Source organism: Vibrio sp. S457-15 (assembly GCF_000960545.1).
GTDB classification, from domain to species: domain Bacteria; phylum Pseudomonadota; class Gammaproteobacteria; order Enterobacterales; family Vibrionaceae; genus Vibrio; species Vibrio parahaemolyticus.
Window position 1 is genome coordinate 187,638 of sequence record NZ_JYOQ01000174.1, and the last position, 26,227, is coordinate 213,864.

Below are 26,227 nucleotides of genomic sequence, written 5' to 3' on the forward strand. Positions count from 1 at the left end.
CTCATAGATACACTGATAAAAATGTTTGTTGGAAATAGTCTTGGCTGGAGAGAAACCTTCGAAAAGTTCAGTCATTTCACTACGTATTAACCATTTCAAATGGAATCAGTGACAGCGCTCTTAATCCCACTTCTTTACATCACTCAGGTATTCAACAATCTGGTGGCTAATTCTCAATTACACCATCGCATTTGGAAATTCTTCTTAGCGTTGGGCATACTTCTGGCTTCATTTTAGTTGTAGATATTAACCATGACGTCATTAAGCCAGTTTGAGCCGCTGTTTTTGGAATTTATGCAGCAAGAGATGCAAGTTGATGCCGCCCATGATATTGAACACGTAAAACGCGTGGTCAAAACAGCGAAACAGCTCTGCGACGAAGAAAATGCAGACATAGCCATTGTGTTACCAGCAGCTTATTTGCATGACTGTTTCACCTACCCGAAAGATCATCCAAATCGCAAGCAAAGCTCTGCAATTGCAGCCAAAAAAGCCATCGCGTATTTGGAGAGTATTCAATACCCTCAGCAATACCATGATGCCATCGCACATGCGATAGAGGCGCACAGTTTTAGCGCTAACATCAGACCAAACACGTTGGAAGCACAAATCGTTCAAGATGCCGATCGTCTGGACGCTTTAGGCGCAATTGGTGTTACGCGATGCATTCAAGTCAGCACTCAGTTTAACGCTCAGCTTTACAACGATAACGACATGTTTGCTAAAGAGCGCGAACTCAACGACAAACAATTCACCGTAGATCATTTCCAAACCAAGTTGTTTAAAATTGTCGACACCATGAACACGGAGTCTGCAAAACTTGAAGCCAATAAACGGAAAGCCTTTATGCAAACGTACCTGAAACAGTTGCACGATGAGGTGACCGCATAAATGTCTGAAAGCTATACGTTAATTAAAGAACTTAAACGCCAGCTAAAGTCTGCGGGGCTGCATTATGTCGATGTTGCACAACACCTTGATTTAAGTGAAGGAAGCGTCAAACGTTTACTTGCGGAAGGTCAACACATTAGCCTTGAGCGCTTAGAACGAATTTGCCAATTGATTGGTTTAGAAATGGCGGAACTGTTTAAGCTCGCGGCTGCGCACAATAAAGGTCTAGAGTCGCTAACGTTAGAGCAAGAAAAGCAGTTGGTTGACGATAAAGCCCTGCTACTCGTGGCGATCTGTGTTGTAAATGGCTATCAGTTTGAACAAATCGTTCAGCAATACACCTTCAATGAGTTGGAACTGGTGCAAAAGCTTGCTCATTTGGATCGTCTGAACATCATCGACTTACAGCCAAATAACAAAATTCGTTTGCGTATATCTCCGACATTTAAGTGGCAGATGGGCGGCCCTATTCAACGGTTCTTCCAACAGCAAGTTCAAGACGCCTTTTTCCAAAGCTACTTTTCTGGTGAAGATGAACAGTTGTCCATGGCAACAGGATTGATGAGCGTACCAACCAACAAGAAGCTGCAACAGAAACTGCAAAAGGTAATCGATGAGTTTTATCAGGCTTGCCAAAGTGATAGCTCTCTCGATATGGACGAAAAACACGGCACCTCTCTGATTATTGCGATGCGTCGCTGGACGTTCCCTCTGTTTGAGCCATGGGAGAGAAAACCTACTTAGAAGTCTCGCAAGTAGTAACTCAATTAACAAATAGAAGTAAAAGTAACGAATTTCGTTACTTTTGGTGACATGCAACGTCACTTGAAAGAGAAAGCTGGTTTAATCGTTCATTGAGCATAAAGTGCTTCCATCTCATTCGACTTTGTTTAATCGGGGCCAGCATGTTTTTCTCAAAACGCTTTTTTCCTTACTTTGTGACGCAATGTCTTGGCGCACTCAATGACAACATCTACAAAAACGTTCTGTTATTGATGGTGACTTACAGCCAAATTGATAACCTACCAATATCCGTTAATCTATTTGTTAATTTGGCGGCAGGCTTGTTCATCCTACCTTTCTTTCTATTCTCTGCGCATGCTGGTGCCGTCGCTGACAGCATGGACAAAGCCAAATTAATACGACGTCTAAAGCTCATCGAGCTGGCTATCATGTCTTGCGCAGCAACCGCTATTGCCACCCAAAGTGCCATGCTGATGCTGGTTCTGCTGTTTATGACAGGCACTCAATCGGCCTATTTTGGTCCCGTGAAATACGCCTTGCTACCACAAGCGCTCAAACCAAATGAGCTTGTTAAAGGAAATGCTTGGGTTGAAATGGGCACGTTCCTTTCGATTCTTATAGGTACGCTTAGCGCAGGCCTGCTGCTAGCTATTCCTAATGGCACCTTGATTGCTTCTTGTGTCGTGATTGCCTTGTCTTTGCTCGGGTTTATGAGCAGTGTGAACATTCCAACGATGCCTAGCCAATCGAATGACAAAGCGAAATTTGAACCGATTTCTGGTTTAAAGAACACGTTAAAAGTGGCAAAAAAACAGAGAGGCATTTGGATGTCTATTCTAGCCATCAGTTGGTTCTGGTTCATGGGTGCGACTTACCTGACTCAATTCCCTAACTTTGCGCGTGAACATTTGTTTGCAGACAGCACTGTCGTTTCTCTACTGTTGGCATTGTTTTCCATTGGTATCGCGACAGGCTCTTGGTTGTGTGAAAAGCTCTCTTTCAACCACGTTGAGCTTGGTATTTTGCCATTCGGTATTCTTGGTCTGACAGTCTTTGGCGTCGACTTGCTATGGGCAGTCCCAAGTTATCCATCACTTCCGGTGCACTTTTATGATGTGCAAAGCTTCGTTGCTGAATCCAAACATCTGCGCGTCATGATTGACCTGTTCCTTGTTGGTGTAAGCGGCGGTGTCTTTATTGTTCCTCTTTATGCGTTCATCCAATCGCGTTCAAACAAATGGGAATGTGCACGTGCCATTGCTGCTAACAACATCATGAATGCGTTGTTTATGGTGGTGTCTGCTTTGGTTTCGATCGTTGTACTCAGCGTACTAGAGCTTTCTATTGTGGAACTGTTTGCCATGATGGCAATAGGTAACTTCTTCGTGGCAATCTATGTCTATCGTCAAGTTCCAGAATTTACACAACGCTTTATCAGTTATTTACTCAGCCATTGTATGTATCGTGTGTCTGTAAAGGGGCGCCAACATATTCCTGAACAAGGTGCTGCGTTAATCGTGGCTAACCATGTTAGCTATGTCGATGCGTTGATTTTGATGGGAACCTCTACTCGCCCGGTTCGTTTTGTGATGGACAAATCCATCAGCGAGTTGCCTGTTCTTAAATATGTTTTCCGTCATGCCGGTGTTATCCCGATCTGTTCTCCACGTAAGTGTACCGACACTTACCGTCGAGCATTTGAACAGATTGAACAAGCGCTTAACGACGGTGAGGTTGTCTGTATCTTCCCTGAGGGTCGTTTAACGTCTAACGGTGAATTGGGTGAGTTTCGCCCTGGAGTGGAAAAAATCCTTGAACGTAACCCTGTTCCTGTCATCCCTATGGCACTAAAAGGGCTTTGGGGTTCTTTTTTCAGCCACAAAGGCGGACATGCTCTCACAAAACGACCGACTCGTTTTTGGTCAAAAGTGGATGTTGTAATCGGTGAAGTGTTAAGCCCAGCTCCTTTAAATCGTCATCAATTGCAACAACAAGTACAGGATTTACTGGGCTGATACGCTTGCTATACCGATCAAACTTTGCAGCAAAACGTAAATATGCACCACAAAGCACAAGTAGTTCCTTGTTAATTAGAGTAGGATATCTAAGACGTCATAAATCTTGGAGGTATTATGAAAATCATCATCTTACATGGTCTTTATATGCATGGACTGGTCATGCAGCCTCTTAGCCAAAAGTTGCGAAAACTCGGATACGAAACGCAAGTGCTCAGCTATAACACTGTTGCTATCGATGAGTCTTCACTGTTTGATTCTATTGACCATTCGCTTAATCCACTGACCGCAAACGTGCTCGTGGGGCACAGCTTGGGAGGCTTGATGATTAAGCGCTATCTCGCCAACAGAAAGCCAACCACCAGCTTAATCTCTCATGTTGTCGCTATCGGTTCGCCTCTTAAAGGCGCGTCCATAGTAGGTCGGATTCAAGATCTCGGATTGGGTGCAATTTTAGGCAATTCACCACATCACGGATTAAACAAACATGATGATGCGTGGGCTTTTCCGCAAAAACTAGGCAGTATCGCAGGAACCGTGCCGATTGGTGCCCGCCCATTGTTGATCCGTAATGACAACACCATGTCGGACGGTACGGTTACCGTAGAAGAGACAAGACTGGACGGTATGCAAGATCATATCGAAGTGAAGCAAACGCATACGAGTCTGATTTACAACACCTTCGTGCCGCAGCAGATTGATCACTTTATTCGCACAGATTATTTCCGTCGATAGCACACTTTTCCATCATACAGATGGAATCGACTTTCCAAGCTATTCAGTTCGCAGTACTATCCTAGCTCCACTTCCTCACAACTTGAATGAAGTGGCACATTTTTAATTGTTCTCAGGGCGGGGCGAAATTCCCCACCGGCGGTATACTTTTTCAAGTGAGCCCGCGAGCGCTCGATTCGTCGAGGTCAGCAGATCTGGTGAGATGCCAGAGCCGACGGTTATAGTCCGGATGAAAGAGAATAAGAATACACCAGTATCGCGAGTAAGATCGCGTTGAATGCTGGTGCGCTTCTTTTTGATCGTATTTTACGACGATCTCTCATACCGCCCTGATTCTGGTGATATTTAGGAGTTAACCATGAATCAGTCATCACTACTTGCCGAATTCGGCGACCCAATTACTCGCGTTGAAAACGCACTTATCGCTCTAAAAGAAGGCCGTGGCGTACTTCTTCTTGATGATGAAGATCGCGAAAACGAAGGCGATATCATTTATTCAGTCGAGCACCTCACCAACGAGCAAATGGCGTTGATGATCCGCGAATGTAGCGGCATCGTTTGTTTATGTTTAACAGACGCTCAAGCAGACAAACTGGAACTGCCTCCAATGGTGGTAAACAACAACAGCGCGAACCAAACTGCATTTACGGTTTCTATTGAAGCGAAAGTTGGCGTAACAACGGGGGTTTCAGCAGCAGATCGCGTGATGACCATTAAAACGGCGGCAAACCCGCATGCGAAACCTGAAGATCTTGCTCGCCCGGGTCACGTATTCCCTCTTCGTGCACGTCCAGGTGGTGTAATGACTCGCCGTGGTCATACTGAAGGTACGATTGATCTGATGCAAATGGCAGGGCTTCAACCTGCTGGCGTACTGTGTGAAGTGACCAATCCAGATGGTACGATGGCAAAAGCACCAGAGATCGTTGCATTTGGTCGCCTGCACAACATGCCAGTGCTGACTATTGAAGACATGGTGATGTACCGTAATCAGTTCGATTTGAAGCTGGCATAATCAAATCCCAGCTCTGAAAGAAGCCGCGCATTTGTGCGGCTTTTTTGATCGATTTCCTTTACGTTTGAGTAGTTATACTTATTCAAAACAAAAGGAACGACATCATGAAAGGATTACTGAAACTCACCGCACTCCTTGGCTTTATCTCCATTAGTTCGCTTGCTCTTGCGTCTGAATGCCCCGACATTCTGCAAGGCAAACAGCGCATGTTAAATTCAACAGAAGAAATTGAGCTTTGTGAAGTATTCAAAGGGAAAACATTGCTCGTCGTAAACACTGCCAGCCAATGCGGTTTTACACCTCAATATGAGCAACTAGAAACGCTATACCAAACTTACAAAGATAAAAACTTCGCAGTCATCGGTTTTCCCAGTAACGATTTTCGACAAGACAAAGGAAGCGAAGAAAATACCGCAAAGATCTGCTATCTCGACTACGGCGTGACGTTCCCTATGATGGCTCGAAGCTCTGTATTGGGCAACGATGCCAACCCTGTCTTTTCTGAAATCAGCACTCAAGCCGGTGTGACTCCGAAGTGGAACTTTTACAAGTTTCTCATCAGTAAAGAAGGCAAAGTCATCGCCACATTTCCAAGCTCAACCTCTCCGACGAGTACTACGCTTACTAATATGATTGAGCAACAACTGTAGGAGCGCTGTTATGGTCACGACACGTTTAACCATGTTACGCCTTGGGTACTTGGGCTTAGTGCCTTTTCTGTTCAGCTTGCTGCTTATCGTGTCTGACACCACCTTATTTAACCTAAGCGGCCAACAATTTTTTATTGCCTACAGCGCCGTTATCTTGAGTTTTCTATCGGGAGTGCTCTGGGGAAATGGTATCGACCATTACTACCACCGCTTGAGCCGTAATATCCTAGTTCTCAGTAATTTGTTTGTTTTGCTTGCGTGGGGTGCCTTGTTACAAGGGAATACGCATTACATCGCAGCAATATTGTTGCTCGCAACCGGATACGCGGCCGTTTGGTATGCAGAAAAGCTGATACGGAATGTCGAACTGGAAGTTGATCCCAAAGGCTATCAAGGCATGAGGAATAAGCTCACCTGTGGCGTCATTTTGATGCATGGATTGGTTTTGATTGCATAATCTGGTCTGTCCAGTACTCAGATCACAAAACCAATCAACCCATATAAAACATTGTTCATTTCGTGAATACACATACATTTTGAACACCGTTTTGTTTTAAAGTAGCGCAAACCTACATATATATGTCCGTAAACATTCACAAAGGATATGAATATGTTTTTCCGCAAACTACTGTTTAGTACTGCAATTATCAATGCGACTTCTGGCTGCGTTTCTTACCAAGCGCAACAAGCTGCCACTCAAACAGTAAACAACACGGGCATTGTTCTCACCAATGTAGTGAAAAACACCATCGCACAACCGTGCAATGTCGCTATCACCGTTGCTAGCTTGTTTTATCCGCACGCGATATTCATGACTAGCTTACCAACTCAAGCTTGTACAACCGTACTGAGATAACGAATTCAAAAAAAATGGCGACCACTTGGCCGCCATTTTTCATTTCTTTTAATTTATAGCGTTAGCAGATAGTTCACCAATTCGCTGTACTCGGCATAGCTACGGACTTCATTAGGAATAACGATATACTTGTTATTCACAACGACGCCAGGAACGCCGGTCAGAGTGCTCTCTTTGAACTGCTTATCGAAACGCTTTTGCATCGAACTAACCGCAAAGCTGCTGTACGCCGCGTCAAATTTGTTGCCATCGACACCGTTGTCCGTGAAGACTTTCTTTAACTCGTCTTCGTTTTTCGGTGCTTGGCGCTTTTGATGAATTTGCGCGAACATCGCAGGCACCATTTTATCTTCAACGCCTAGCGATACCATGGTTGCGTAGGATTTTGCCATTGGCACTGCCATGTCTGCGCCCATAAACGCCACGTGCACTTTTTCAAAGCGTGCTTCTTTTGGCAAAGCCGGTTTTAAGTTTTCAATCACAGATTCAAACTTATAACAGTGTGGGCAGTAAAACGAAAAAAACTCTGTAACGGTTGGTTTAGTCGCTTTCTCAACGTCCAACACTTTGTAGTGTTTACCTTCTTCAAATTGAGCAGCGTGAGCGCTGAAAGCCAGTAAAAGTGTGCTGCATAGTGCAAGTAATTTCTTCATTGTTTGTTTTCCTTCGGGCACAACAGTGCCGTTTTAAATATAGCTAAGAGCCAGCTAGTGCTGGAGATAAATAAAGAAGAAATCAAACAATCGGAGGTCGGTAAGGCTTATAAATCACAACCACGGCTTTTTCAGTAGGAGGCTTATCAATAAGCGCCAAGCTATAAGGCAGTAGCATCAAGTCATTTTGCGACAAAGTCGTGGGAATTTTCACAATGCAAGAAGAGCTGCAACTGGTGTGCGACTTTTGCCCTTTTTCCATCATGTGTTCTTTGTGGTGCGGCTCAACACAATCTGTATTTACGCCGAGTTTTTCTTGAAGTGCAGTTTGCTGCATGGGAAAGCTTTGTGCTTCTATTGATGCTGTCGATGCTTGAACGCTCGATGAAACACTGGTTAGCAGCATAGCCACCAAACAAACCAGAGTAGTCATCAATGTACGATTCAACTTCAACATATCAATTTCTTCACAACACACTGATTTTCATCATACAGAAAGATCATATTCATACAAGTTTGAAGCACGAAGAGTACACGGTTATTTCACGAGCTATACCAGCATGAATCCGATAACGCTTGAAATACTTATGAAACACGAGTAATAGTTAGAGCAGTTTTTGTACTAACAAGGAAAGATTCATGCTTAAAAAGAGATTTTTCAAAACTAAAGATGAAGTTGAAGTCACTTTTGAACTCGATAAAAACCAATGGGAGTCCATTAAAATCGCTGGAGATTTTAATGACTGGCAACCAGAGCCAATGAAACTGGTGAAAAAAAGTGGCCAATTTAAGTTCAAAACACGTCTACCCAAAGAGCAACACATCCAATTTCGTTATCTCCTCGATGAAGTTGAATGGGAGAACGATCCTCAAGCAGATGCTTACGTTCCAAATGGCTTTGGTAGCGACAACAGCGTTGTTTGCACCGTTGAATAAGTGGTAACTTTGATGGGTTGATAGTGCGGACTTCACCGTAGTAAAAATACATTCCTCTCACTTAAGGCGCACGAGTTGCGCCTTTTTCCTACCAATAAGACAAACTCAAGCAGTAATTATTGTTGCTATTTAACAACAGTGTTTTACCTAAAGTGATATATATCAACAAAAGTTATTTCCTTAGTATGAGTTCATCGCAGCAGACCGCTGCTTTTAACGAAAACTGAGGAAGTAACAAATGAAAAAACTGGTTGTTATTACTGGTGCAAGTTCAGGTATTGGTGAAGCTATCGCACGTCGTTTTAGTGAAGAAGGCCACCCTCTCCTTCTTGTGGCTCGTCGCGTAGAACGTTTAGAAGCACTCAATTTACCAAACACCTTATGTGAAAAAGTCGATGTCACTGACCAAGCGAGTTTGATAACAGCGATTGAAAAAGCAGAAGCTCAATTTGGTCCAGCTGACGTGCTAGTCAACAATGCGGGTGTAATGTTGCTTGGTCAGATCGACACGCAGGACGCCGCTGAATGGAAGCGTATGTTCGACGTTAACGTGCTTGGTTTGCTTAATGGTATGCACTCCGTACTTGCATCAATGAAAGCGCGCAATAGTGGCACAATAATCAACATCAGCTCTATTGCAGGTAAAAAGACGTTCCCTGACCACGCGGCATATTGTGGTACGAAGTTCGCAGTTCATGCAATTTCAGAAAATGTGCGCGAAGAAGTGGCCGCATCAAATGTGCGTGTTACAACTATTGCACCGGGCGCAGTAGAGACGGAACTGCTTTCTCACACCACCTCCCAAGACATTAAAGATGGATACGATGCTTGGAAAGTGGATATGGGTGGTGTACTCGCCGCAGACGATGTCGCGCGTGCAGTAATGTTCGCTTACCAACAACCACAAAATGTCTGTATCCGAGAAATTGCGCTCGCGCCTACCAAGCAGCAACCATAATCTGGTGACAACTTAATTTCCCATATACTAAGCAAACGATTTGTTCTACATCAAAACGTTTGCTTTTTTTATATTATTAACTCATCGGATAACCTTATTCTTTACAAGCTTTATTTGAAATAAGTCGCAAATTTGTTTAACTTTCAGTGATATCAAATACAGCACACATCACTTACATGAACGAACAAGAAATCAAGCCATCCCTTATCATTGTCGAAGACGATCCAAAACTACAAGATATGCTCGGTGAGTACTTTGTAGAACAAGGCTTCGACGTCCGCTGTATTGATAACGGCACCGACGCGCCGAACGCCATTTTAGACACTCAACCCGATTTGGTTTTGTTAGATTTGATGCTGCCGGGCCAAGACGGTTTGAGCGTTTGTCGTCAAATCCGCGAATGTTACAAAGGCAAAGTTCTGATGCTTACCGCAAGCGATGACGATTTTGATCACGTCGCTGCGCTTGAAATTGGTGCCGATGACTTTGTCACGAAACCTATCAAACCGCGCGTGTTACTTGCTCGTATCCGTATGTTATTGCGCAGGAAAGAAAGCGCCGCTCCAGCGCCAGAAAACGGCTTACAAATCGGCGTGTTGTGTTTAAACCGACTACGTAAATCCTGCACTATGAACCAACAGCCTGTCGCATTAACCGACGGTGAGTTTGACTTGCTGTGGGTACTCGCCACTCATGCCGAGAAAACCTTGTCGCGTGAATGGCTCACCAAAACGTTACGTGGGATTGAGTACGACGGTACAGATAGAACCATTGACAACCGCATTGTAACGCTTAGAAAGAAATTGGGTGACGCGTCTTGCTCACCTCAAAAAATCATTACGGTACGCGGCAAAGGCTACCTACTAATGCCGGATGCATGGAACGCATAAATGAGAAGGATATATCTAGAGAGCTTTTTAGGTCTGATCATTCTTTTTCTCGCCAGTCTGAAAGGCTATGAGCTCATCGTGTATGAGCTCAATACTGATTATGACTACCTACTTCAAGAACACAGTTCGCAAGCTTTCTACGATTTACTCTCCCCTATCTATGAAGAAAAAGGGCTTGAATACACCAAAAGCGAGCTAGAAAAGTTTGCCTCGGCAAGCCATCGATTGTTGCAACCTCACACCATGGATGAGCTCCCTCCTGAGGTGAAGGAAGTGTTCGATGAAGATCCTACCGCTAACATCGCCTTTGATGATGAACGGGATTTTTGGTTTCGCTTCGACGAGAGCACTCCCTTTTTCAAAATTAGCGATAACCCGAATAGTCCTATCATTCAAGCCGTCAATTTCGACGACAACATGGTGTGGATATTCTTCATCGCTGGTTTCGCGCTTTACTGTGTTTTGCTGATCTGGTTTTTAAGCCGCAGAATTCGTGAACTAGAAAGAGTCACCGTCGAATTTGCGTCTGGTAATTTCAAAGCGCGCGCAAGCACAGCCAGCGCCAAATCGGTTGGCACATTGAACAAAAGCTTCAATAACATGGCCGATAAAGTCTCTCGACTCATTACCAGCAATAAAATGCTCACCAATGCGGTTGCTCACGAGCTACGCACACCAATTTTTCGCTTGCAATGGCAGGCTGATTTACTCGCCGACTCTTCTCTAAATGAACAACAGACAAAGTACGTAAATAGCATCGTTGAAGACATTGATGAGATGGAAGAAATGGTCGAAGAACTCCTTTACTACGCGAAAATGGAACGCCCAGAAACAGAGCTTCGGACCGAAAGTCTTGAGCTGAACTCCCTGCTTTTTGACCTAAAAGACAAATGGCAGCAAGAGACGCCATTGCCAATCACCGTTAAAGATACGGATTGCAAAGAAGCCCAAATTAAGACCGACCCCAAACTGCTCAAGCGCGCGTTAGACAACCTACTTCGCAATGCCATGCGTTATGCCGATAGCCAAATCATGTTAGAAGTGACCGAAGATGAAGAACACTGCATGATAAGTATTCATGACGATGGAAACGGTATTGATGAAAAAGACTGGCCTCACCTGTTTGAGGCATTTTACAGCGCCGACAAATCTCGTAATAAAAGCACCAGCGGCTTTGGTTTAGGACTTGCCATCGTAAGACAAATTATGGAATTGCAACGCGGCGATGTTTCTATTTCGCACAGTCCTCTTGGTGGCGCCTGCTTCACCGTATCTCTGCCTAAATAACGGGCGAACAACGATAAAAGTTAAAGCGCAGTTCGCTTAGTTTCTGCGCTATCTTCTTCCTCATCCGCTCTTATTACATAAGACGACATTTCGATACAATCCATAGACAGAGACAAGTAATAAAACAGTGTACATTTAATCCATCAATTCACAGAGATAATGGATTCACCCCATGTATAAACCACTTTTACTCGTTGTCCTTTCTTCCTCACTTGCAGCATGTGCATACAACCAAAAGCCTGTTGTAGACATGACGAATGTTGACCAAGCGCAATACGAACAAGATTTTGCCTACTGCCAAGGTTACGCAGAAAAAGTCGACAAAACAGAAGCCGCTAAATCTGATGCAACCAATGGTGCAATGACTGGCGCATTAATCGGTGCCGCGGCTGGTGCTCTTGAAGATGGTATTGGCGGTGCAGCAGTTGGTGCAGTAGCTGGCAGTGCAGTCGGTGCTGGTGCAGGCGCTTTAGGTGGCGCGAATGATTCCACAAAAACACAAGCTCTCGTGCTACGCAAATGCCTACAAAATAAAGGTTACACCGTTTACGACCTTGATTAAGCATTAGTCTAAACCACACAACCAAAGTACGTATTCATCAAATCAAACGTGACGTTTTTTGCTTGCACCCATATTCACAAATGTTTCACGTCTAACCGATTAGTCTCAGATCGCAATTTGGTGCATTTCGGTACTAACACACATCAATCAACCAATAATAAGAATTAAGGCCCAATTTTGAAGCCAGGTAAAACAGGAATTCGCCGAGTCATGGATGCGACCGGTTACTCAATTAAAGGACTAAAAGCCGCGTGGACTCATGAAGCCGCTTTCAGACAAGAACTCGTACTGACTTTGGTTCTTTCTATCAGCGCATTTTTTCTGCCAGTTACCACGCTTGAACGTGTATTGATGATCAGCAGCCTATTGCTGATTTTAATCGTCGAACTTATTAATTCCGCCGTAGAAGCGGTTGTCGACCGTGTCAGCGATGACTGGCATGAACTCAGTGGTCGAGCCAAAGACATTGGCTCTGCAGCAGTATTTGTTGCGCTATTTCTTGCCCTATTTGTTTGGGCGTCGTTCTTGCTTTAGTTTTATTCAAGAAAGTAACTTATGAAGACTGTTGATTCTCCAAAGAAAGGTATCCCATACGTTGCCTTTACTGTTCTACTCGCGCTGTATTTCGCTCTCGTGGTGAACATCCCAATCTATAAAGAACTCATTGGGATTTTCTCTAAGTTAGACGAAGTCAAAATCGGTTTCATTATCACTATTCCGATTTTCTTTTTTGCCGCGCTTAATTTCTTATTCAACCTATTTAGCTGGCCATGGGTTGGAAAGCCGTTCTTTATCTTGCTGCTAGTGGTCTCTAGCTTAGTAAGCTACGCAGGCTATAACTACGGAACGCTGTTTGACTCTGGGATGATCGCCAACATCGTCGAGACCGACTCGAGTGAAGCAAGCTCTTATCTCAGCACGTATTCGGTCGTTTGGACGACGTTAATGGGTGTGATTCCTGCCCTGATTGTGTTCAAAGTAAAGCTGCAACCACAACGCGGACAATGGCTACGCTTTGTGCTTACAAAACTGGTCGCGATGCTCGCTTCGTTAGCAGTTATTGCCGTGATTGCGGGGTTGTACTATCAAAATTACGCATCTGTGGGTCGCAATAACAGCTACCTGAAAAAAATGATCATCCCAACGCAATATGTCTACAGCGCGACAAGTTACGTAAAAGAAAATTACTTAACTACGCCACAGCCATATCGTGAAATCGGTACTGATGCACAGCAATCTTCGACCGCTTTACAGCAAGCGCAGGACAAACCGACGTTACTCGTTTTTGTAGTAGGTGAAACCGCACGTACTCAAAACTATCAACTGAATGGTTACGAGCGTGAAACTAACCCCTACACTAGCCAATTAGATGTGATTTCTTTTAAAGATGTGGCGTCATGCGGCACTGCGACAGCGGTATCTGTACCATGCATGTTTTCTCAGTTAACGCGCAGTCAATTTGACCGTAAACAAGCTGATAACCAAGACAACGCGTTAGATATCATGCAACGTGCAGGTATCGACCTACTGTGGAAAGAAAACGACGGTGGCGATAAAGAAGTCGCGCATAAGATCAAAAAAATCGAAGTAGACAGAAAGCAACAAAACGCACTGTGCAACGGTCAAACTTGTTACGACATGGCACTACTGAGTGACTTTGACCAAGAAGTGTCGAATATGAATGGTAACCGAGTTGTAGCCATGCACCTTATTGGCAGCCATGGCCCAACTTACTTCCAACGTTACCCGAAAGAGAAAGCGTTTTTCCAACCGGATTGCCCACGTGCAGACATTGAAAACTGTAGCGTCGAAGAGATCGTAAACACCTACGACAATACCATTCGTTACACAGACTTTGTCTTGGAACAAACCATCAACAAACTTAAGACGTTAGAAGACAAATATAACACTGCGTTGATTTATGTTTCTGACCACGGTGAATCGCTTGGTGAAAGCGGCATGTTCTTGCATGGTATGCCTTACGGACTTGCTCCGGATTTCCAAAAACGAGTACCGCTTATCATGTGGATGTCGCCAAGCTTTAAGCAAGCAAAACACATCAACACGGATTGCTTGTCCAAAGAAGCACAAAATACAGGTAAGTACTCGCATGACAATGTGTTCCACTCTTTGCTTGGTATTATGGATGTAAAAACCCAAGCCTACGACGGCCAGTTAGATATCTTCAAAACCTGTCGAACCGTATCCTAAGTAGTTAGAGAAAGCCTGATTCAAAATGTGAGTCAGGCTTTTTTATGACAAGCCGTTTCTGCCAACCTCTTTTTCGCTCGTTACAATCAACGCCTAATGAAATCGAAACAGAGCGAACAACATGAAAATCGGTATTATTGGCTTAGGCGACATTGCACAAAAGGCTTACCTTCCTGTCATTACTCAACTTCCTAATGTTGAGCTGGTCTTTTGTACCCGAGACGCCAAAACCCTCTCTTCACTAGCTCAGCAATATCGCATTAAGGAAAGCTGTCAGGACTACCGACAGCTTCCTGCGTTTGGTGTAGATGCGGTGATGATTCATGCCGCAACTCATGTTCACTTTCAAATCGCTGAATATTTTCTAAAACAAAGCATTCCTACTTTTGTCGACAAACCTCTGGCGGACAGTGCCCAACAGGTAGAGCAACTCTATGAGATTGCAGCTATCGCCAATCAACCACTTTATGTTGGCTTTAATCGCCGACACATTCCGCTCTACAACGACTATTTGCCAAACGTACAAAAAGGCGATGTCGCTAATTTGAAGTCACTGCGTTGGGAGAAAAATCGCCACAATCTGCCGGGAGAACTCCGAACGTTCATCTTTGACGATTTTATTCACCCGCTGGACAGCGTAAATGTTGTAGCAAAAGCCGATTTGCAAGACGTCTACATCACTCACCAATTTGACGGCCAACAACTCGCACGTCTGGATGTGCAATGGCAACACGGTGATACCCTACTACACGCTTCAATGAATCGTCATTTTGGCATCACAAACGAACGCGTTCAGGCATGTTATGCCAACCAAGCATTTGAGTTTGAATCGTTCGTGGAAGGTAAATTGTGGCAGGACAATCTAGAACGTAAGTTGAACTTAAAAGATTGGACACCAATGCTCACGAGTAAAGGTTTTCACGCTATGCTATTCGATTGGTTTAAGGTTGTTGAATCAGGCAAGCTGGCTACAAGCACAGTGCAACGCAACATAGCGAGCCACCAGCTTGCAGAGCAGATCTGTCAACGCATAGAACAAGCCGTACATTGCAATTAATCCCTAGAACCAATCTATGCATGAAACGCATACATTAATTCACTTTTTGTCATTTGTTTCATTGACTAATCGTCACTAAACTTCGCGCTCATTTTTCTACATGAGCGCACAATGCATGCTTTTTTCTCAGTCCATTTTCGCTCAGGTGTTGAGAATGTCCATCATGTTGGGGCTATCTCTAATCATCGTCCATAACTCTCCGAAGTTGCTGGAAATATTAGCAGAACAAGCCATCAACAGCGGTTGTCACCAAACAACGGGAGACAACGAACACCATGATCATTCTCATCACCACCATCATTAATAAGAGCAAACTATGAGTATTTTCCGATTTCCAGTTCTTGTTTGGCTTGGAATAGGGATTTTGATTATTTGTCTAGGGATCAGACAATCTTTCGGTATTTTTATGATGCCAATTTCAGACTACTTTCAGACCGGGCGCGAGTTCTTTAGCTTTGCTATTGCCTTGCAAAACTTGTTGTTTGGCGTATTCCAACCTTTTGTCGGCATGGCGTCAGACCGTTGGGGCGCGAAGCGTATTATCATTTTAGGTGCCTTTTCTTACGCTTTAGGTCTTTACCTTACTTCTATCGCCATTGAGCCAACCATGATGTATCTATCACTTGGCATTTTGGTCGGCTTTGGTTTGAGCGCAACCAGCTACGTCATTGTGTTAGGGGCAGTAGCAAAGGTTGTCCCTGCACAACATGCAGCTAAAGCATTTGGTTTAACTACCGCTGCGGGATCGTTCGGTATGTTCGCCATGATCCCTGGAGCACAAGTGCTTTTGAGTGATTTTGGCTGGCAAGGCGCACTTCAAGCATTCGCTGTACTGTGTAGCTTTATGGTGATGTTTGCACTGTTCATGAGAACTGCGAAGCCACAAGCCGGTACCTCTGCAAATGTTCAGGAAGACACACAAACCCTAAAAGAAGCATTAAAAGAAGCTTTCTCTCACAGAGGTTATTGGCTGATCCACGCAGGTTTCTTTGTGTGCGGCTTTCACGTGATGTTCATTGCAACTCACTTACCAAGTTATCTGGCAGATAAAGATTTACCAGCCTCAACCGCCGCAATGGCACTGGCGTATGTTGGCATCTTCAACATTTTTGGTTCGTACTTCTGGGGTGTTATGGCGGACCGCTTCAATAAACGCCATGTTATGTCTGCGCTGTATTTAATCCGCACGGTAGTGATTGGTGCTTTTGTGACTCTACCTGTCACCGAGCACACCGCATTCATCTTTGGTGGTGCAATCGGCTTCTGTTGGTTAGGCACCGTACCTCTCACATCTGGATTAGTCCGCCAGATTTTTGGTGCTCGTTACCTATCAACACTTTATGGCTTGGTATTTTTTACTCACCAAGTAGGAAGCTTCTTGGGGGCTTGGGTCGGTGGGCGCATCTACGATTACTACGGTTCATACGATCCAATCTGGTGGTCAACCGTCGTTCTGGCACTCCTCGCAGCTTTGATTCACTTACCGATCAATGACAAGCCAGTATCGCGCTTGAATTTGGCAACCGCCTAGCCAGAAAGGCTCTTAACGTCTAACGTTGAGAGCCTTTTTTTCAGCAGCCCAATGATCTCCGCTTTCCTTTATCAAATGAGTATTCTCATCAATGATTTCTTATTTAAGATAAAGCACACCCATTCATCCTCTGTTAAGATTTGTGTGACATACTTTGTAGAAAGTTATAAATCAAAAAGGGTTTTAGATGAGAACACTTGGCAACATCATCTGGTTTTTATTCGGTGGCGTATTCATGGGATTGCTGTGGTGGCTATTCGGTATTCTTGCGTTCATCAGCATCATCGGGATTCCGTGGGGGCGAGCTTGTTTCGTCATGGGTAACTTTTCGTTTTTCCCATTCGGCAAAGAAGCCATTTCTCGTGATGAACTAACCAATGAAATGGATATTGGCACGAGTCCGCTAGGCGTCATCGGCAACGTACTTTGGTTTGTGTTTGCAGGTTTGTGGCTGGCAATCGGTCATATCCTATCCGCCGCAGCGTGTTTCGTTACCATTATTGGTATTCCGTTTGCACTTCAGCACCTGAAACTGGCCGTAATTTCCCTCGCGCCTATCGGTAAAACGGTTGTAACGTCAGAAGAAGCGGCTGTCGCTCGTTACAACATTAATCGTTAAGGTTATGTATCCTCTGAGCTTTCGGGCTCAGAGGGCAACGCCTGTTAAAAGTAAGCCTATTATTGCTACAGCGTATTCGATAATGGTTGATTGTATGCTCATACCGTCACCTTTAGGTTTATATCTTACCTAGCTCTGCACTGCTTCCAATTTATCCTTTATAATCAATTACCTTTATTGCCCATCACTTGAGTTATTCAACGCTTCAACTACAAACATCTCAACTCAACTTCCCTCTTACAAATTTTTAAAGCCGAACTATAAGCGTAGCCAAAAGTAATCGACTTTGAGGAGAGATCTACGCGGTAAACGGAAGAATATTGGTCAGGAATCTTACTTTTTCAGGCCCAAGAACAACTTATGGTCGTATCTTTTTTTAACCATAAAATGTGCACATCAAAAGGCAAAGAACACTAAGGATTGAATAAATCAACAAACATTGATTGTGACGTAGACTAATTTATTTTGTTTGTCCTCTTCCCCTACCACCCCATATCATCCCCACCACAAACGCTCTTTGATATTTTTATTTGTAGTTCTGCCACCGACGTAAAAGTACGCCTTTTCATCCCACAATTTTGCTTTTACAACCGACCAGAACGTTCTGAGTCATTCAATGACTCAGCATCTATTCATGCAGGAATATATCGTGGATAAATATCAAGCGGCATACGCAAAGCGTCTCTCAAAACTAAAAAGTGATAACAGTTCACCTAAGGCAATAGCTCGCCTTTGCGCTTGGGACTCGTTTTTTAACCAAGAGTTTGAACTTCAAGATCTTGAATATCAGATGGCCGATGTTGCGCGTCAGCGTTACGAGCAATCCAATGTAAAAAACGACATTTCGTTTAAAGCCTTCAAACGCGCCTTCTACAACGAATCCATCGAGATCTATAACTTGACCGATGGCGCAGCCATTCAAAAAGTCTTTACGCCATTAATTATGCTTGCCACCGCTTGGATTGTGTTTGTGTGCTCTGTTTCGAACTAAGCACGCAAATACACTCCAAGAGGGATGAGAATCATCATGCCTAAGATAACGTTACTTCTGCTGGCCACTACAATTGGTATTGGCATTACCGGCGCTGCATTTTGTGTTGGTGTGACTTACGCATTTACTCAGTTACCGTTAGAAAGCTGGTTTCTAAACCCATAAATACAAAAAAGCAGAACTCGATGTGAGTTCTGCTTTTCATTGTTTATTTGGCCGTAACTCGGATTAAACCTAGAATTCCCGGTTCATTTTTTCCAAACACGATAGAAAGGTTGATTGCTGCTCTGGCTCAATATGACGAGTAAGATCACGCACAAGATCAAGGTGCAACTGGTTATGATGGCGATGAATTTTCTCACCTTCTGGTGTGAGCCTCACAACGATAGCACGGCGATCTTCCGGATGAGGGCAACGTTCTATCAAGTTCGCATTCACTAACTTTTCGATTTGTACCGTTAACGTTCCGGTCGTGATGCCTAACTTTTCCGCCAGTTCTTTCATGCGCAGCGCACCATGGCCGCCCAGCACTTCAATAGTATGGACTTGGGCCAAAGAGTAGCCGGTTTCTTTTACGACTGACTGTTCCCAAGAAGACATCTTGTCATAGAACTCGGTCAGCATTTGATTCAACTTTTCTAGTTCGCTCATCATCAGCTATTTTGTAACTCTAGAGTAAGGTGATGAATCTTATCAAACTTACTCAATAATTGCTTAAATTCACTCAACGTTTTATCACTGCGATTATGTAACACAATCGCAGCCGAGTAATGATGTCCGCTCACCTTCCAAACATGCAGATCTAGCACGTCTGCGTATGGCTGAAGCGTCTCTCTGATTGCCTGTAGGTACTCGTGATTAATGTTCTCATCTAATAAGACTGGTGCAGTTTGCTTCATCAAACCGAGAGTCCACTTACCAATCACCAAAGCACCAACGATCCCCATAATGGCATCTAACCAAATCCATCCGTAAAACTTACCGATAATAAGTGCGACGATCGCCAACAGTGACGTTAAGGTATCTGCCAAGACATGAAAATACGCGGCGGCAAGATTGTGGTCGTGATGCTCGTGCGAGTGTCCATGCGAATGGTTATGATCATGTGGGTGGCCGTGATCATGATGATGGTGATCATGCAGCAGCAACATACTTGCTAAGTTAACCACCAAACCAATCACTGCGACCATAATCGCTTCGTTGAATTGAATACTCTCAGGGTTAAACAAACGGTGAACGGATTCCACCATCATCATTAGCGCCACCATGCCCAAAGCAATCGCGCTCGTAAAACCACCTAAAACACTGACCTTCCCGGTACCAAACGAAAAACGCTCATTGTTCGCATTTTGCTTAGCATAGCGATAAGCGAACAAGGTGATGCAAAATGCCGCAGCATGAGTGCCCATGTGCCATCCATCGGCGAGTAAGGCCATAGAGCCAAAAAGCGTGCCCGCAGCAATCTCAACCACCATAGTGACAAGCGTCAGAATGAGAACATAAAAAGTTCGCTTTTCACCTTTATGGTTATGAGAAACAAAATCGTGCGTGTGTTGTGCTATTGCCATAGATAAATCATATCCCTATTGCTTAGTTTGTTTGATAATCAAAATATTTGATTTAAATTTAGTTTGACCATCAAACAAAGTCAACATGGAAAACTAAGAAAGGCGTTCATCACTGCACTCAAGATTGGCCAATCTGATGCCTCCCCGCATGAACATATGCGGCCTTGTTTGGGAATCAGCCGCTTATACGTTAAGCTGCCGTTACTCAACTAAAAGATAGAAAGCGGATAAGCAGATGGAACATGTAGGTTCTCGTGCACTGATTGTTGAAGGCGGCGCAATGCGAGGGGTATTTTCTTGCGGAATACTCGACCATTTTTTAGCTGCGGACTTTTCTCCCTTCGACAGCTTTTGGGGCGTATCGGCTGGCGCAAGTAATCTTGCCGCTTATTTAGCAAAAATGCCGGGCAGAAACCTAAAAATCTATCTCGATTACAGCCTAAGAAATGAATTCATCACCCCCAGTCAGCTCATACGCGGTGGTGATGTCATGGATTTGGATTGGATGTGGCAAGTGACACTTGAAGAGTTAGGCATTGATAAAGAAGTGCTCGCTGCTGATCCGCGTCCTTTTTTCCTTGTCGTCACTCGTCAAGATACTGGACAGGCAGAATACCTCACTCCGGACGTCGATATGTTAGCGGAGACCATGAAGGCCAGCAGCGCCCTGCCCGTACTCTATCGTAATGGCGTACTTCTTAATGGCACTCGATATGTGGATGGCGGCGTTGCAGATGCCCTGCCAATTGCCGAAGCCATCAAGAGAGGAGCGACGAAAATCATGGTCCTGCGCAGCCAAATCGCCAGTTACCGGAAACCAAGATCAAAGTTCAGTGCCATCACAAAACGTATGCTGAAGGAAACGCCAGCTCTGATTGAGCCTATGCTGACACGTGACGTTCGTTACAACCAAACATTGGAACTGATAGACAACCCGCCACCAGGCGTTGAGATAATCCAAGTGTGTCCACCAGAAACGTTTAAGTTAAAACGCTTAAGCCGCTCACCAGAACCTTTGCGAGAAGCATATGAACTGGGAATTGAGGCTGGCAAACAAGCCATAGAACGTTGGAATTCAGTGTAAAGAAAAAAGCCACCTCGATTAAAAGCAAGTTAATCTAGGTGGCCAATGCAAACTCGATGGCAGTGGATTATCGATTTGCTTCGCTACGAGCCCAATATGCAGGCTCAAATACATTCAGCGTAATACTAAGACATCGGTCAAAATTGGCTGTTCGCTGTCGTTCGCTTTAATAGGTTTCGAACAGCCCTGAGTTGTAGTCCTGAATCGCTTGTTCAATTTCTTCGATACTGTTCATGACAAATGGGCCATAGTGAACCACCGGCTCATTGATTGGTTCACCTATAAAGAGCAGGACCCCACTGTTGTCTGCCGCAGTAAACTTTGCGGCCTCTCCTTTTGATAACAGCGCCATCTCACCTTGCTTCACTGTGCGTTGATTTATCTCGACACGGCCTTGGTACGCATAAATCATCATGTTATGGTCAGCGTCCAAAGCTAGCTCAAGCGTGGCTCCTCTATGAGGCCGCCAATCAGCAACAGTTGCCACAACACCAGTTTGAGACAACGGCCCAACAATTCGTTCTCCCGCAATCATCAACTCACCAGCAATGACACGAACAAGCCCTGTCTTTGCAGTGTCAAATTCCGTGATCGTCTCTGGTTGAAAATCGTGGTATTGAGCGGGTTTCATTTTGTCTTTGGCTGGTTGATTAATCCATATCTGAAAACCATGCAGCTCACCATCTTGCATAATTGGCATTTCACTGTGTATTACTCCGCGACCTGCCGCCATCCATTGTGCGCCACCAGAACGCAATTCGCCGACATTGTTCATGTGATCACGATGTTGAAAATGACCTTTCAGCATATAAGTCAGCGTTTCAATCCCACGATGAGGATGAGGAGGAAAGCCACCAATGTAGTCAGAACGTTGATCGGATTTCAGCTCATCCATCATTAAAAATGGTGAAAAGCTCACGTTGTTAAAACCTGCAACTCGACGAATTTTAACACCATCACCGTCAGCGGTAGGTTGCGATGGAATCAACTGACGAATTTCTCTGAATGTGCTCATACTTCTTCTCCTCGTTCGCCTTGGTGGCTGTCTGCAAATCGCGTTTCAGCTCATGGCTATCGACATGGTTTTATTTTAGTTTGGAGAAAAATAATCATGAGCAGAGCGATTCGAGCTACTTATTCAAGTTTTTCGAACAATAGGAAATCAATACCAAGCATCATTGGTTATTTTTCATCCAGACCAAATCCCCGACGATTGATGATAAGTTCTCTCTTATCACATAAACGTTTTTGAATTTATTTGAAAATAAATGTAGCTATTTCTTAAACAAGGTGTATAGTGGTGCTTGGCTCTTCGAAGAGAGCTGTTAATGCTACATTTAGTTTAAGTTCCTTCTCAGTAAAATCTTGAATCCCCATTCAGACACCTGCGTACAACTTCCTCTTGATTGACATTCAATAGCTTAAAAAAAGATCCACCAATAATTTATCATTAATGTTTTTAATTCAGAGGTTTTTATGTCTGCTAAAGTAACTGGTTCAGTAAAATGGTTCAACGAAACTAAAGGTTTTGGTTTCCTATCTCAAGACAACGGCGGCCAAGATGTATTCGTACACTTCAACGCTATCGTTTCTGACGGTTTCAAAACACTGACTGAAGGTCAGAAAGTAAGCTTCAACGTAGAGCAAGGTAAAAAAGGTCCTCAAGCGACTGAAGTTACTCCTCTATAAGACTGCTTTTCTTGGTGCAGCATGTCCATGCTGCACCAAATCTCTCTCCTTCAAAAATATCCTCTCAACATAAACTCAGCCTAATTTCAGGCATTGCTTAGTGCTACCCAAAATAAATGGGTCAGTACCGCCTAACTTATTATTTAAAGGAAAAATCATGTCCTCAAGAAGAACAGGCCGTCAAAGGCATTGGTATCAACTACTTAACAAAGAAAAAATCGTCAAAAAACAGGAGAATAAATGTTAGAAATTGAATTTAATTTACATCAACCTAAAACCACTTGGAGAGCTAAAATATATCAACTGAATAGCGATATACTGAAGCGACATATATTGCCAAAACTTCAATATCGTAGTCACCTGATTGACTTCCAATATTGTGAAAAAACCTGCTCAGGCACTATTCTGTGTGACTCAGGTTCAAAGTTAGGAAGTTTTATTATCAAATAGTGCTTTTTTAAGGCATTAATAATTTTCATCAATATTTTGGAAGATATCCAATGGCTAGAAAAAGTAAAAAGCAAATTGATAAGGAAAAGAAAGAATCTGAGGAAAATGCTGCCGCAGTAAAACAACGAACGCGCCGCCGTATCGAAGATATTATGGAGCAAAGAGCATTTGATAAAATGTTTGATCTTTAACTCTGATTCCTACCTCTTCAAGCTTATTGTGCAAAGGTAACCGCCACCTACCTTTCCACTCCGCTTTCCAATCAGTTTGCTATCTCTTAGCCCAAAAATACACTTCTTAAAATAACCTTCTCCACACCCAAATTTTTCTTCATCTTAAGCCTCACGCTTTGCTTCATCACTGTAAGCCAATTTTAGTGTGCGCTGAAAAACAATCCAAGTTCGAACATCCACTCGATATCTATCAAGCTCTAAAAACGTATCGCACTCTCATTTTCTGACGGGTCTAGATATATTGATAAATTTACGTATAATCGCAAGCGTTTGCTTCGTATAACCCCAATGATATGGTTTGGGGGTCTCTACCAGTTCCCGCAAAGTGCTGATTACGAAGAGTTGAGATCACTGTGGATCTTACTCTTTGTGATAGCGTTCGATTTATTCCTATCTATACCTATTCTTAGAGTAACTGCATCCACAATACACATAAGGTGGAATATGAACGCATTTATTCAAGGTCTTCCAAAAGTAGAGCTGCACTTACATATCGAAGGTTCACTCGAACCAGAACTCATGTTTAAACTTGCCAAGCGCAACGGCATAGATATTCCTTATTCGTCACCAAGCGAATTGAGAGAGGCATACCAATTTGAAGATCTGCAATCTTTTCTCGACCTCTATTATCAAGGCGCAAATGTTTTACGCACAGAGCAAGATTTTTATGACCTAACGTGGGAATATTTAGAGCATTGCAAAGCAGACAATGTGATTCATACCGAGATATTCTTCGACCCGCAAACTCACACTGAACGTGGCATTGACTTCGACACCGTACTCAACGGCATTTCTAGAGCGCTGGCAGATGGCCGCGAAAAATTAGGCATCACATCGCAGATCATCGCTTGTTTCCTTCGTCATTTGTCAGAAGAAAGCGCGATGGAAACACTGCAATCTGTTTTAAAGCATCGCGATAAAATCATTGGTGTGGGGCTAGATTCATCAGAAAACGGCCATCCACCAGCTAAGTTTTTACGTGTCTTCCAGCAAGCGAAAGAGGCAGGCTTACTTACCGTAGCACATGCCGGAGAAGAAGGACCTGCGCAAAATATTACCGACGCGATTGAAATGTTAGAAGTGAGCCGCGTTGATCACGGCGTTCGCTGCGTAGAAGATGAAGCTCTAGTGGAGTCTCTGATTGAAACCAAAATGCCACTGACTGTTTGCCCGCTGTCTAACATCAAACTTTGCGTGTTTGATGAAATGGGACAGCACAACATCGTAGAGCTTCTGCGTAAAGGCGTGGCGGTAACCATTAACTCTGATGACCCCGTTTACTTTGGTGGCTACATGACCGATAACTTCCTTGCAGTGAATCAAGCACATCCAATGAGCAAAGAAGAACTGGCGAAATTCACGCTCAACGCTATCGATGCAAGCTTCATCGACAACGAGTTGAAGGCTCAATATCGTCATCAAGTCGAACAATATGTTGCACAACATTCATCGATGTAATGCGGTATACCCTTACAAACCCTCTGTGGTTAAAACGGGACTTAAGCGCTAAACTGAAAAAGCTCAACAAAGCACTTAATAAAGGAAGAAAATCATGATTCAACAAGGCCAAGCACTACCTTCTGCAACCGTAAGTGAACTGACTGCCGATGGCATGGTCAACCACGATGTGACCGAACTGTTCGCGAACAAGAAAGTGGTGCTATTCGCGGTTCCTGGCGCATTCACTCCAACTTGCTCAGAAGCTCACCTACCAGGCTACGTAGTACTCGCAGATCAATTAAAAGCAAAAGGCGTTGATTTAATTGCTTGTGTGGCGGTGAACGATGCATTCGTAATGAACGCATGGGGTGAAGCTCAAAACGCTTCTGAGATTTTGATGCTAGGTGACGGTGATGCTAGCTTTACTAAAGCGCTAGGCTTGGAAATGGATACTGGCGGCTTTGGCGGCGTTCGCTCACAACGTTACGCGATGATCATTGAAAACGGCGTAGTAACAACACTTAACGTTGAAAAGCCAAGTGAATTTGAAGTAAGTAATGCAGAAACCATTCTTGCTGCACTTTAAGAAAACACAAAACGGAAGCTCAAGCTTCCGTTTTTTTCAGGCGATTAGCGCATTCTCACGACACTAGTTTGTTGCTTACGTTGCATCTCTGCAAAAGTCAGTACAAACGGAGATGACTGCTTCACGTGGCTTGGCAGCGACGAAAGCGCATTGTAGGCTTCTTGCTTCGATTTAAAATCACCAGCTGTCACCGTATACCAACGTGTACCTCGGCTATTTTTCCAGTTAACCCATACAGGGTGTTTAGGGTCGATATAGCGAATGTATTCTTTCACATCTTTTTCTTTCTTCAGCGCTAGTACCTGCATGGTGTAGTGGTTGGGATTCAGGTAGCCGTATGCATCTTGAGACGACATCACACCCACACACTGCCCATTATCGATAGGTTGATGAGGCATAGCGCAGCCCATGAGCGAAAAAATCAATGTCAAAGATAAAATCTTGTGCACGTGTCACTCCATTTTTGTTCTGGTTTGTTTTCTCTCATACCCATCACGCACAAATGGTTGTGCAAAAACATCACTGAAGGCTTGGACTAACAACGATTTGTGAGGATTGGGATCACATCCAATATCG

Annotated in this window: 33 protein-coding genes and 2 riboswitches; of the genes, 27 read left to right on the forward strand and 6 right to left on the reverse strand. The window is 43.9% G+C overall.

Translation table 11 applies throughout. The annotated features are described in order from the left end of the window. Window positions 1–252: 252 nt before the first annotated feature. The 8 genes from UF05_RS18165 to UF05_RS26380 all read left to right on the forward strand — a co-directional run bounded on the left by UF05_RS18165 (window position 253) and on the right by UF05_RS26380 (window position 6,906). Complete coding sequence (locus UF05_RS18165; RefSeq protein WP_020841871.1) at window positions 253–891, forward strand: HD domain-containing protein; 639 nt, start codon at window positions 253–255, stop codon at window positions 889–891. Continuing rightward, complete coding sequence (locus UF05_RS18170) at window positions 892–1,635, forward strand: helix-turn-helix domain-containing protein (RefSeq protein WP_045546227.1); 744 nt, start codon at window positions 892–894, stop codon at window positions 1,633–1,635. A 161-nt stretch (window positions 1,636–1,796) separates the two neighbouring features. After that, the gene (locus tag UF05_RS18175) at window positions 1,797–3,650 is read left to right on the forward strand and encodes an MFS transporter (protein WP_045546228.1); all 1,854 of its coding nucleotides are present in this window, start codon (window positions 1,797–1,799) and stop codon (window positions 3,648–3,650) included. Between the two features lie 117 nt (window positions 3,651–3,767). Continuing rightward, window positions 3,768–4,385, forward strand: a complete 618-nt coding sequence (locus UF05_RS18180) for a hypothetical protein (RefSeq protein ID WP_015313450.1) — start codon at window positions 3,768–3,770, stop codon at window positions 4,383–4,385. A gap of 104 nt (window positions 4,386–4,489) precedes the next feature. After that, a riboswitch (FMN riboswitch) is annotated at window positions 4,490–4,630 on the forward strand. A 113-nt stretch (window positions 4,631–4,743) separates the two neighbouring features. Then, entirely contained in the window at window positions 4,744–5,400 is a 657-nt protein-coding gene (gene ribB, locus UF05_RS18185; protein ID WP_045546229.1) for a 3,4-dihydroxy-2-butanone-4-phosphate synthase, read from the forward strand. A 104-nt stretch (window positions 5,401–5,504) separates the two neighbouring features. Next, window positions 5,505–6,050 carry a glutathione peroxidase gene (locus tag UF05_RS18190; RefSeq protein ID WP_045546230.1) on the forward strand — a complete coding sequence of 182 codons (546 nt, stop codon included), beginning with the start codon at window positions 5,505–5,507 and terminating at the stop codon, window positions 6,048–6,050. 10 nt (window positions 6,051–6,060) lie between these two features. Further along, a complete protein-coding gene (locus UF05_RS18195; RefSeq protein WP_005477135.1) occupies window positions 6,061–6,507 on the forward strand; it encodes a DUF3429 domain-containing protein in 447 nt (148 codons plus the stop codon). 153 nt (window positions 6,508–6,660) lie between these two features. After that, window positions 6,661–6,906 carry a hypothetical protein gene (locus UF05_RS26380; protein ID WP_045546231.1) on the forward strand — a complete coding sequence of 82 codons (246 nt, stop codon included), beginning with the start codon at window positions 6,661–6,663 and terminating at the stop codon, window positions 6,904–6,906. Between the two features lie 53 nt (window positions 6,907–6,959). On the opposite strand, the gene UF05_RS18205 is transcribed toward UF05_RS26380, so the two are convergent. Then, window positions 6,960–7,559 (reverse strand): thiol:disulfide interchange protein DsbA/DsbL, encoded by a 600-nt coding sequence (locus UF05_RS18205; RefSeq protein WP_029796084.1) that lies wholly within the window; start codon window positions 7,557–7,559, stop codon window positions 6,960–6,962. An 82-nt stretch (window positions 7,560–7,641) separates the two neighbouring features. Beyond that, complete coding sequence (locus UF05_RS18210; protein ID WP_045546232.1) at window positions 7,642–8,016, reverse strand: hypothetical protein; 375 nt, start codon at window positions 8,014–8,016, stop codon at window positions 7,642–7,644. 182 nt (window positions 8,017–8,198) lie between these two features. Here UF05_RS18210 and UF05_RS18215 point away from each other — a divergent pair, with 182 nt between their 5' ends. The 13 genes from UF05_RS18215 (at window position 8,199) to UF05_RS26685 (ending at window position 18,766) form a co-directional block, all read left to right on the forward strand. Next, window positions 8,199–8,495, forward strand: a complete 297-nt coding sequence (locus UF05_RS18215; protein WP_005477072.1) for an isoamylase early set domain-containing protein — start codon at window positions 8,199–8,201, stop codon at window positions 8,493–8,495. A gap of 238 nt (window positions 8,496–8,733) precedes the next feature. After that, on the forward strand, window positions 8,734–9,453 hold the full coding sequence (locus tag UF05_RS18220; RefSeq protein ID WP_005485124.1) for an SDR family oxidoreductase: 720 nt from the start codon (window positions 8,734–8,736) through the stop codon (window positions 9,451–9,453). Between the two features lie 176 nt (window positions 9,454–9,629). Continuing rightward, entirely contained in the window at window positions 9,630–10,343 is a 714-nt protein-coding gene (locus UF05_RS18225) for a response regulator (RefSeq protein ID WP_005463399.1), read from the forward strand. Beyond that, window positions 10,344–11,630, forward strand: coding sequence for an ATP-binding protein (locus UF05_RS18230; protein WP_031851055.1), 1,287 nt, complete (start codon window positions 10,344–10,346; stop codon window positions 11,628–11,630). A gap of 172 nt (window positions 11,631–11,802) precedes the next feature. After that, a complete protein-coding gene (locus tag UF05_RS18235; protein ID WP_005463395.1) occupies window positions 11,803–12,192 on the forward strand; it encodes a hypothetical protein in 390 nt (129 codons plus the stop codon). Between the two features lie 177 nt (window positions 12,193–12,369). After that, a complete protein-coding gene (locus tag UF05_RS18240) occupies window positions 12,370–12,726 on the forward strand; it encodes a diacylglycerol kinase (protein ID WP_005463392.1) in 357 nt (118 codons plus the stop codon). A gap of 21 nt (window positions 12,727–12,747) precedes the next feature. Beyond that, window positions 12,748–14,403: a phosphoethanolamine transferase gene (locus UF05_RS18245; protein WP_045546233.1), complete on the forward strand. Its 1,656-nt coding sequence runs from the start codon at window positions 12,748–12,750 to the stop codon at window positions 14,401–14,403. Between the two features lie 121 nt (window positions 14,404–14,524). Beyond that, complete coding sequence (locus UF05_RS18250; protein WP_020838081.1) at window positions 14,525–15,460, forward strand: Gfo/Idh/MocA family protein; 936 nt, start codon at window positions 14,525–14,527, stop codon at window positions 15,458–15,460. A gap of 154 nt (window positions 15,461–15,614) precedes the next feature. Further along, window positions 15,615–15,764, forward strand: a complete 150-nt coding sequence (locus UF05_RS25065) for a hypothetical protein (protein WP_005499370.1) — start codon at window positions 15,615–15,617, stop codon at window positions 15,762–15,764. Window positions 15,765–15,776: 12 nt separating this feature from the next. Further along, entirely contained in the window at window positions 15,777–16,991 is a 1,215-nt protein-coding gene (locus tag UF05_RS18255) for an MFS transporter (RefSeq protein WP_045546234.1), read from the forward strand. Between the two features lie 187 nt (window positions 16,992–17,178). Beyond that, a complete protein-coding gene (locus tag UF05_RS18260) occupies window positions 17,179–17,610 on the forward strand; it encodes a YccF domain-containing protein (RefSeq protein ID WP_025521706.1) in 432 nt (143 codons plus the stop codon). Window positions 17,611–18,259: 649 nt separating this feature from the next. After that, the gene (locus UF05_RS18265; RefSeq protein WP_021451131.1) at window positions 18,260–18,601 is read left to right on the forward strand and encodes a hypothetical protein; all 342 of its coding nucleotides are present in this window, start codon (window positions 18,260–18,262) and stop codon (window positions 18,599–18,601) included. A 36-nt stretch (window positions 18,602–18,637) separates the two neighbouring features. Beyond that, window positions 18,638–18,766 (forward strand): hypothetical protein, encoded by a 129-nt coding sequence (locus UF05_RS26685; RefSeq protein WP_005477316.1) that lies wholly within the window; start codon window positions 18,638–18,640, stop codon window positions 18,764–18,766. A gap of 69 nt (window positions 18,767–18,835) precedes the next feature. Here the strand turns inward: UF05_RS26685 and UF05_RS18275 are convergent, their stop codons facing one another. Further along, on the reverse strand, window positions 18,836–19,252 hold the full coding sequence (locus UF05_RS18275) for a MarR family winged helix-turn-helix transcriptional regulator (RefSeq protein WP_005463375.1): 417 nt from the start codon (window positions 19,250–19,252) through the stop codon (window positions 18,836–18,838). A 2-nt stretch (window positions 19,253–19,254) separates the two neighbouring features. Further along, on the reverse strand, window positions 19,255–20,169 hold the full coding sequence (gene dmeF, locus UF05_RS18280; protein ID WP_025500618.1) for a CDF family Co(II)/Ni(II) efflux transporter DmeF: 915 nt from the start codon (window positions 20,167–20,169) through the stop codon (window positions 19,255–19,257). A 235-nt stretch (window positions 20,170–20,404) separates the two neighbouring features. Between dmeF and UF05_RS18285 the strand changes: the two genes are divergently transcribed. Beyond that, complete coding sequence (locus UF05_RS18285; RefSeq protein WP_045546235.1) at window positions 20,405–21,253, forward strand: patatin-like phospholipase family protein; 849 nt, start codon at window positions 20,405–20,407, stop codon at window positions 21,251–21,253. 166 nt (window positions 21,254–21,419) lie between these two features. Here UF05_RS18285 and UF05_RS18290 read toward each other — a convergent pair whose 3' ends face one another. Beyond that, complete coding sequence (locus tag UF05_RS18290) at window positions 21,420–22,268, reverse strand: pirin family protein (protein ID WP_045546236.1); 849 nt, start codon at window positions 22,266–22,268, stop codon at window positions 21,420–21,422. A gap of 461 nt (window positions 22,269–22,729) precedes the next feature. Between UF05_RS18290 and cspE the strand changes: the two genes are divergently transcribed. The 5 genes from cspE to UF05_RS18310 all read left to right on the forward strand — a co-directional run bounded on the left by cspE (window position 22,730) and on the right by UF05_RS18310 (window position 25,651). After that, window positions 22,730–22,942, forward strand: a complete 213-nt coding sequence (cspE, locus tag UF05_RS18295; RefSeq protein WP_020841859.1) for a transcription antiterminator/RNA stability regulator CspE — start codon at window positions 22,730–22,732, stop codon at window positions 22,940–22,942. A gap of 240 nt (window positions 22,943–23,182) precedes the next feature. Next, window positions 23,183–23,392 (forward strand): hypothetical protein, encoded by a 210-nt coding sequence (locus UF05_RS26610; protein ID WP_021484467.1) that lies wholly within the window; start codon window positions 23,183–23,185, stop codon window positions 23,390–23,392. A 50-nt stretch (window positions 23,393–23,442) separates the two neighbouring features. Next, window positions 23,443–23,583, forward strand: a complete 141-nt coding sequence (locus UF05_RS18300) for a PA3496 family putative envelope integrity protein (RefSeq protein WP_005463370.1) — start codon at window positions 23,443–23,445, stop codon at window positions 23,581–23,583. Between the two features lie 297 nt (window positions 23,584–23,880). Further along, window positions 23,881–23,980: riboswitch (purine riboswitch) on the forward strand. 89 nt (window positions 23,981–24,069) lie between these two features. Beyond that, complete coding sequence (locus UF05_RS18305) at window positions 24,070–25,083, forward strand: adenosine deaminase (RefSeq protein WP_020841858.1); 1,014 nt, start codon at window positions 24,070–24,072, stop codon at window positions 25,081–25,083. Window positions 25,084–25,177: 94 nt separating this feature from the next. Beyond that, complete coding sequence (locus tag UF05_RS18310) at window positions 25,178–25,651, forward strand: peroxiredoxin (RefSeq protein WP_005477269.1); 474 nt, start codon at window positions 25,178–25,180, stop codon at window positions 25,649–25,651. A 44-nt stretch (window positions 25,652–25,695) separates the two neighbouring features. Here the strand turns inward: UF05_RS18310 and UF05_RS18315 are convergent, their stop codons facing one another. Then, the gene (locus UF05_RS18315) at window positions 25,696–26,100 is read right to left on the reverse strand and encodes an SPOR domain-containing protein (protein ID WP_005499396.1); all 405 of its coding nucleotides are present in this window, start codon (window positions 26,098–26,100) and stop codon (window positions 25,696–25,698) included. Between the last annotated feature and the right edge of the window lie 127 nt (window positions 26,101–26,227).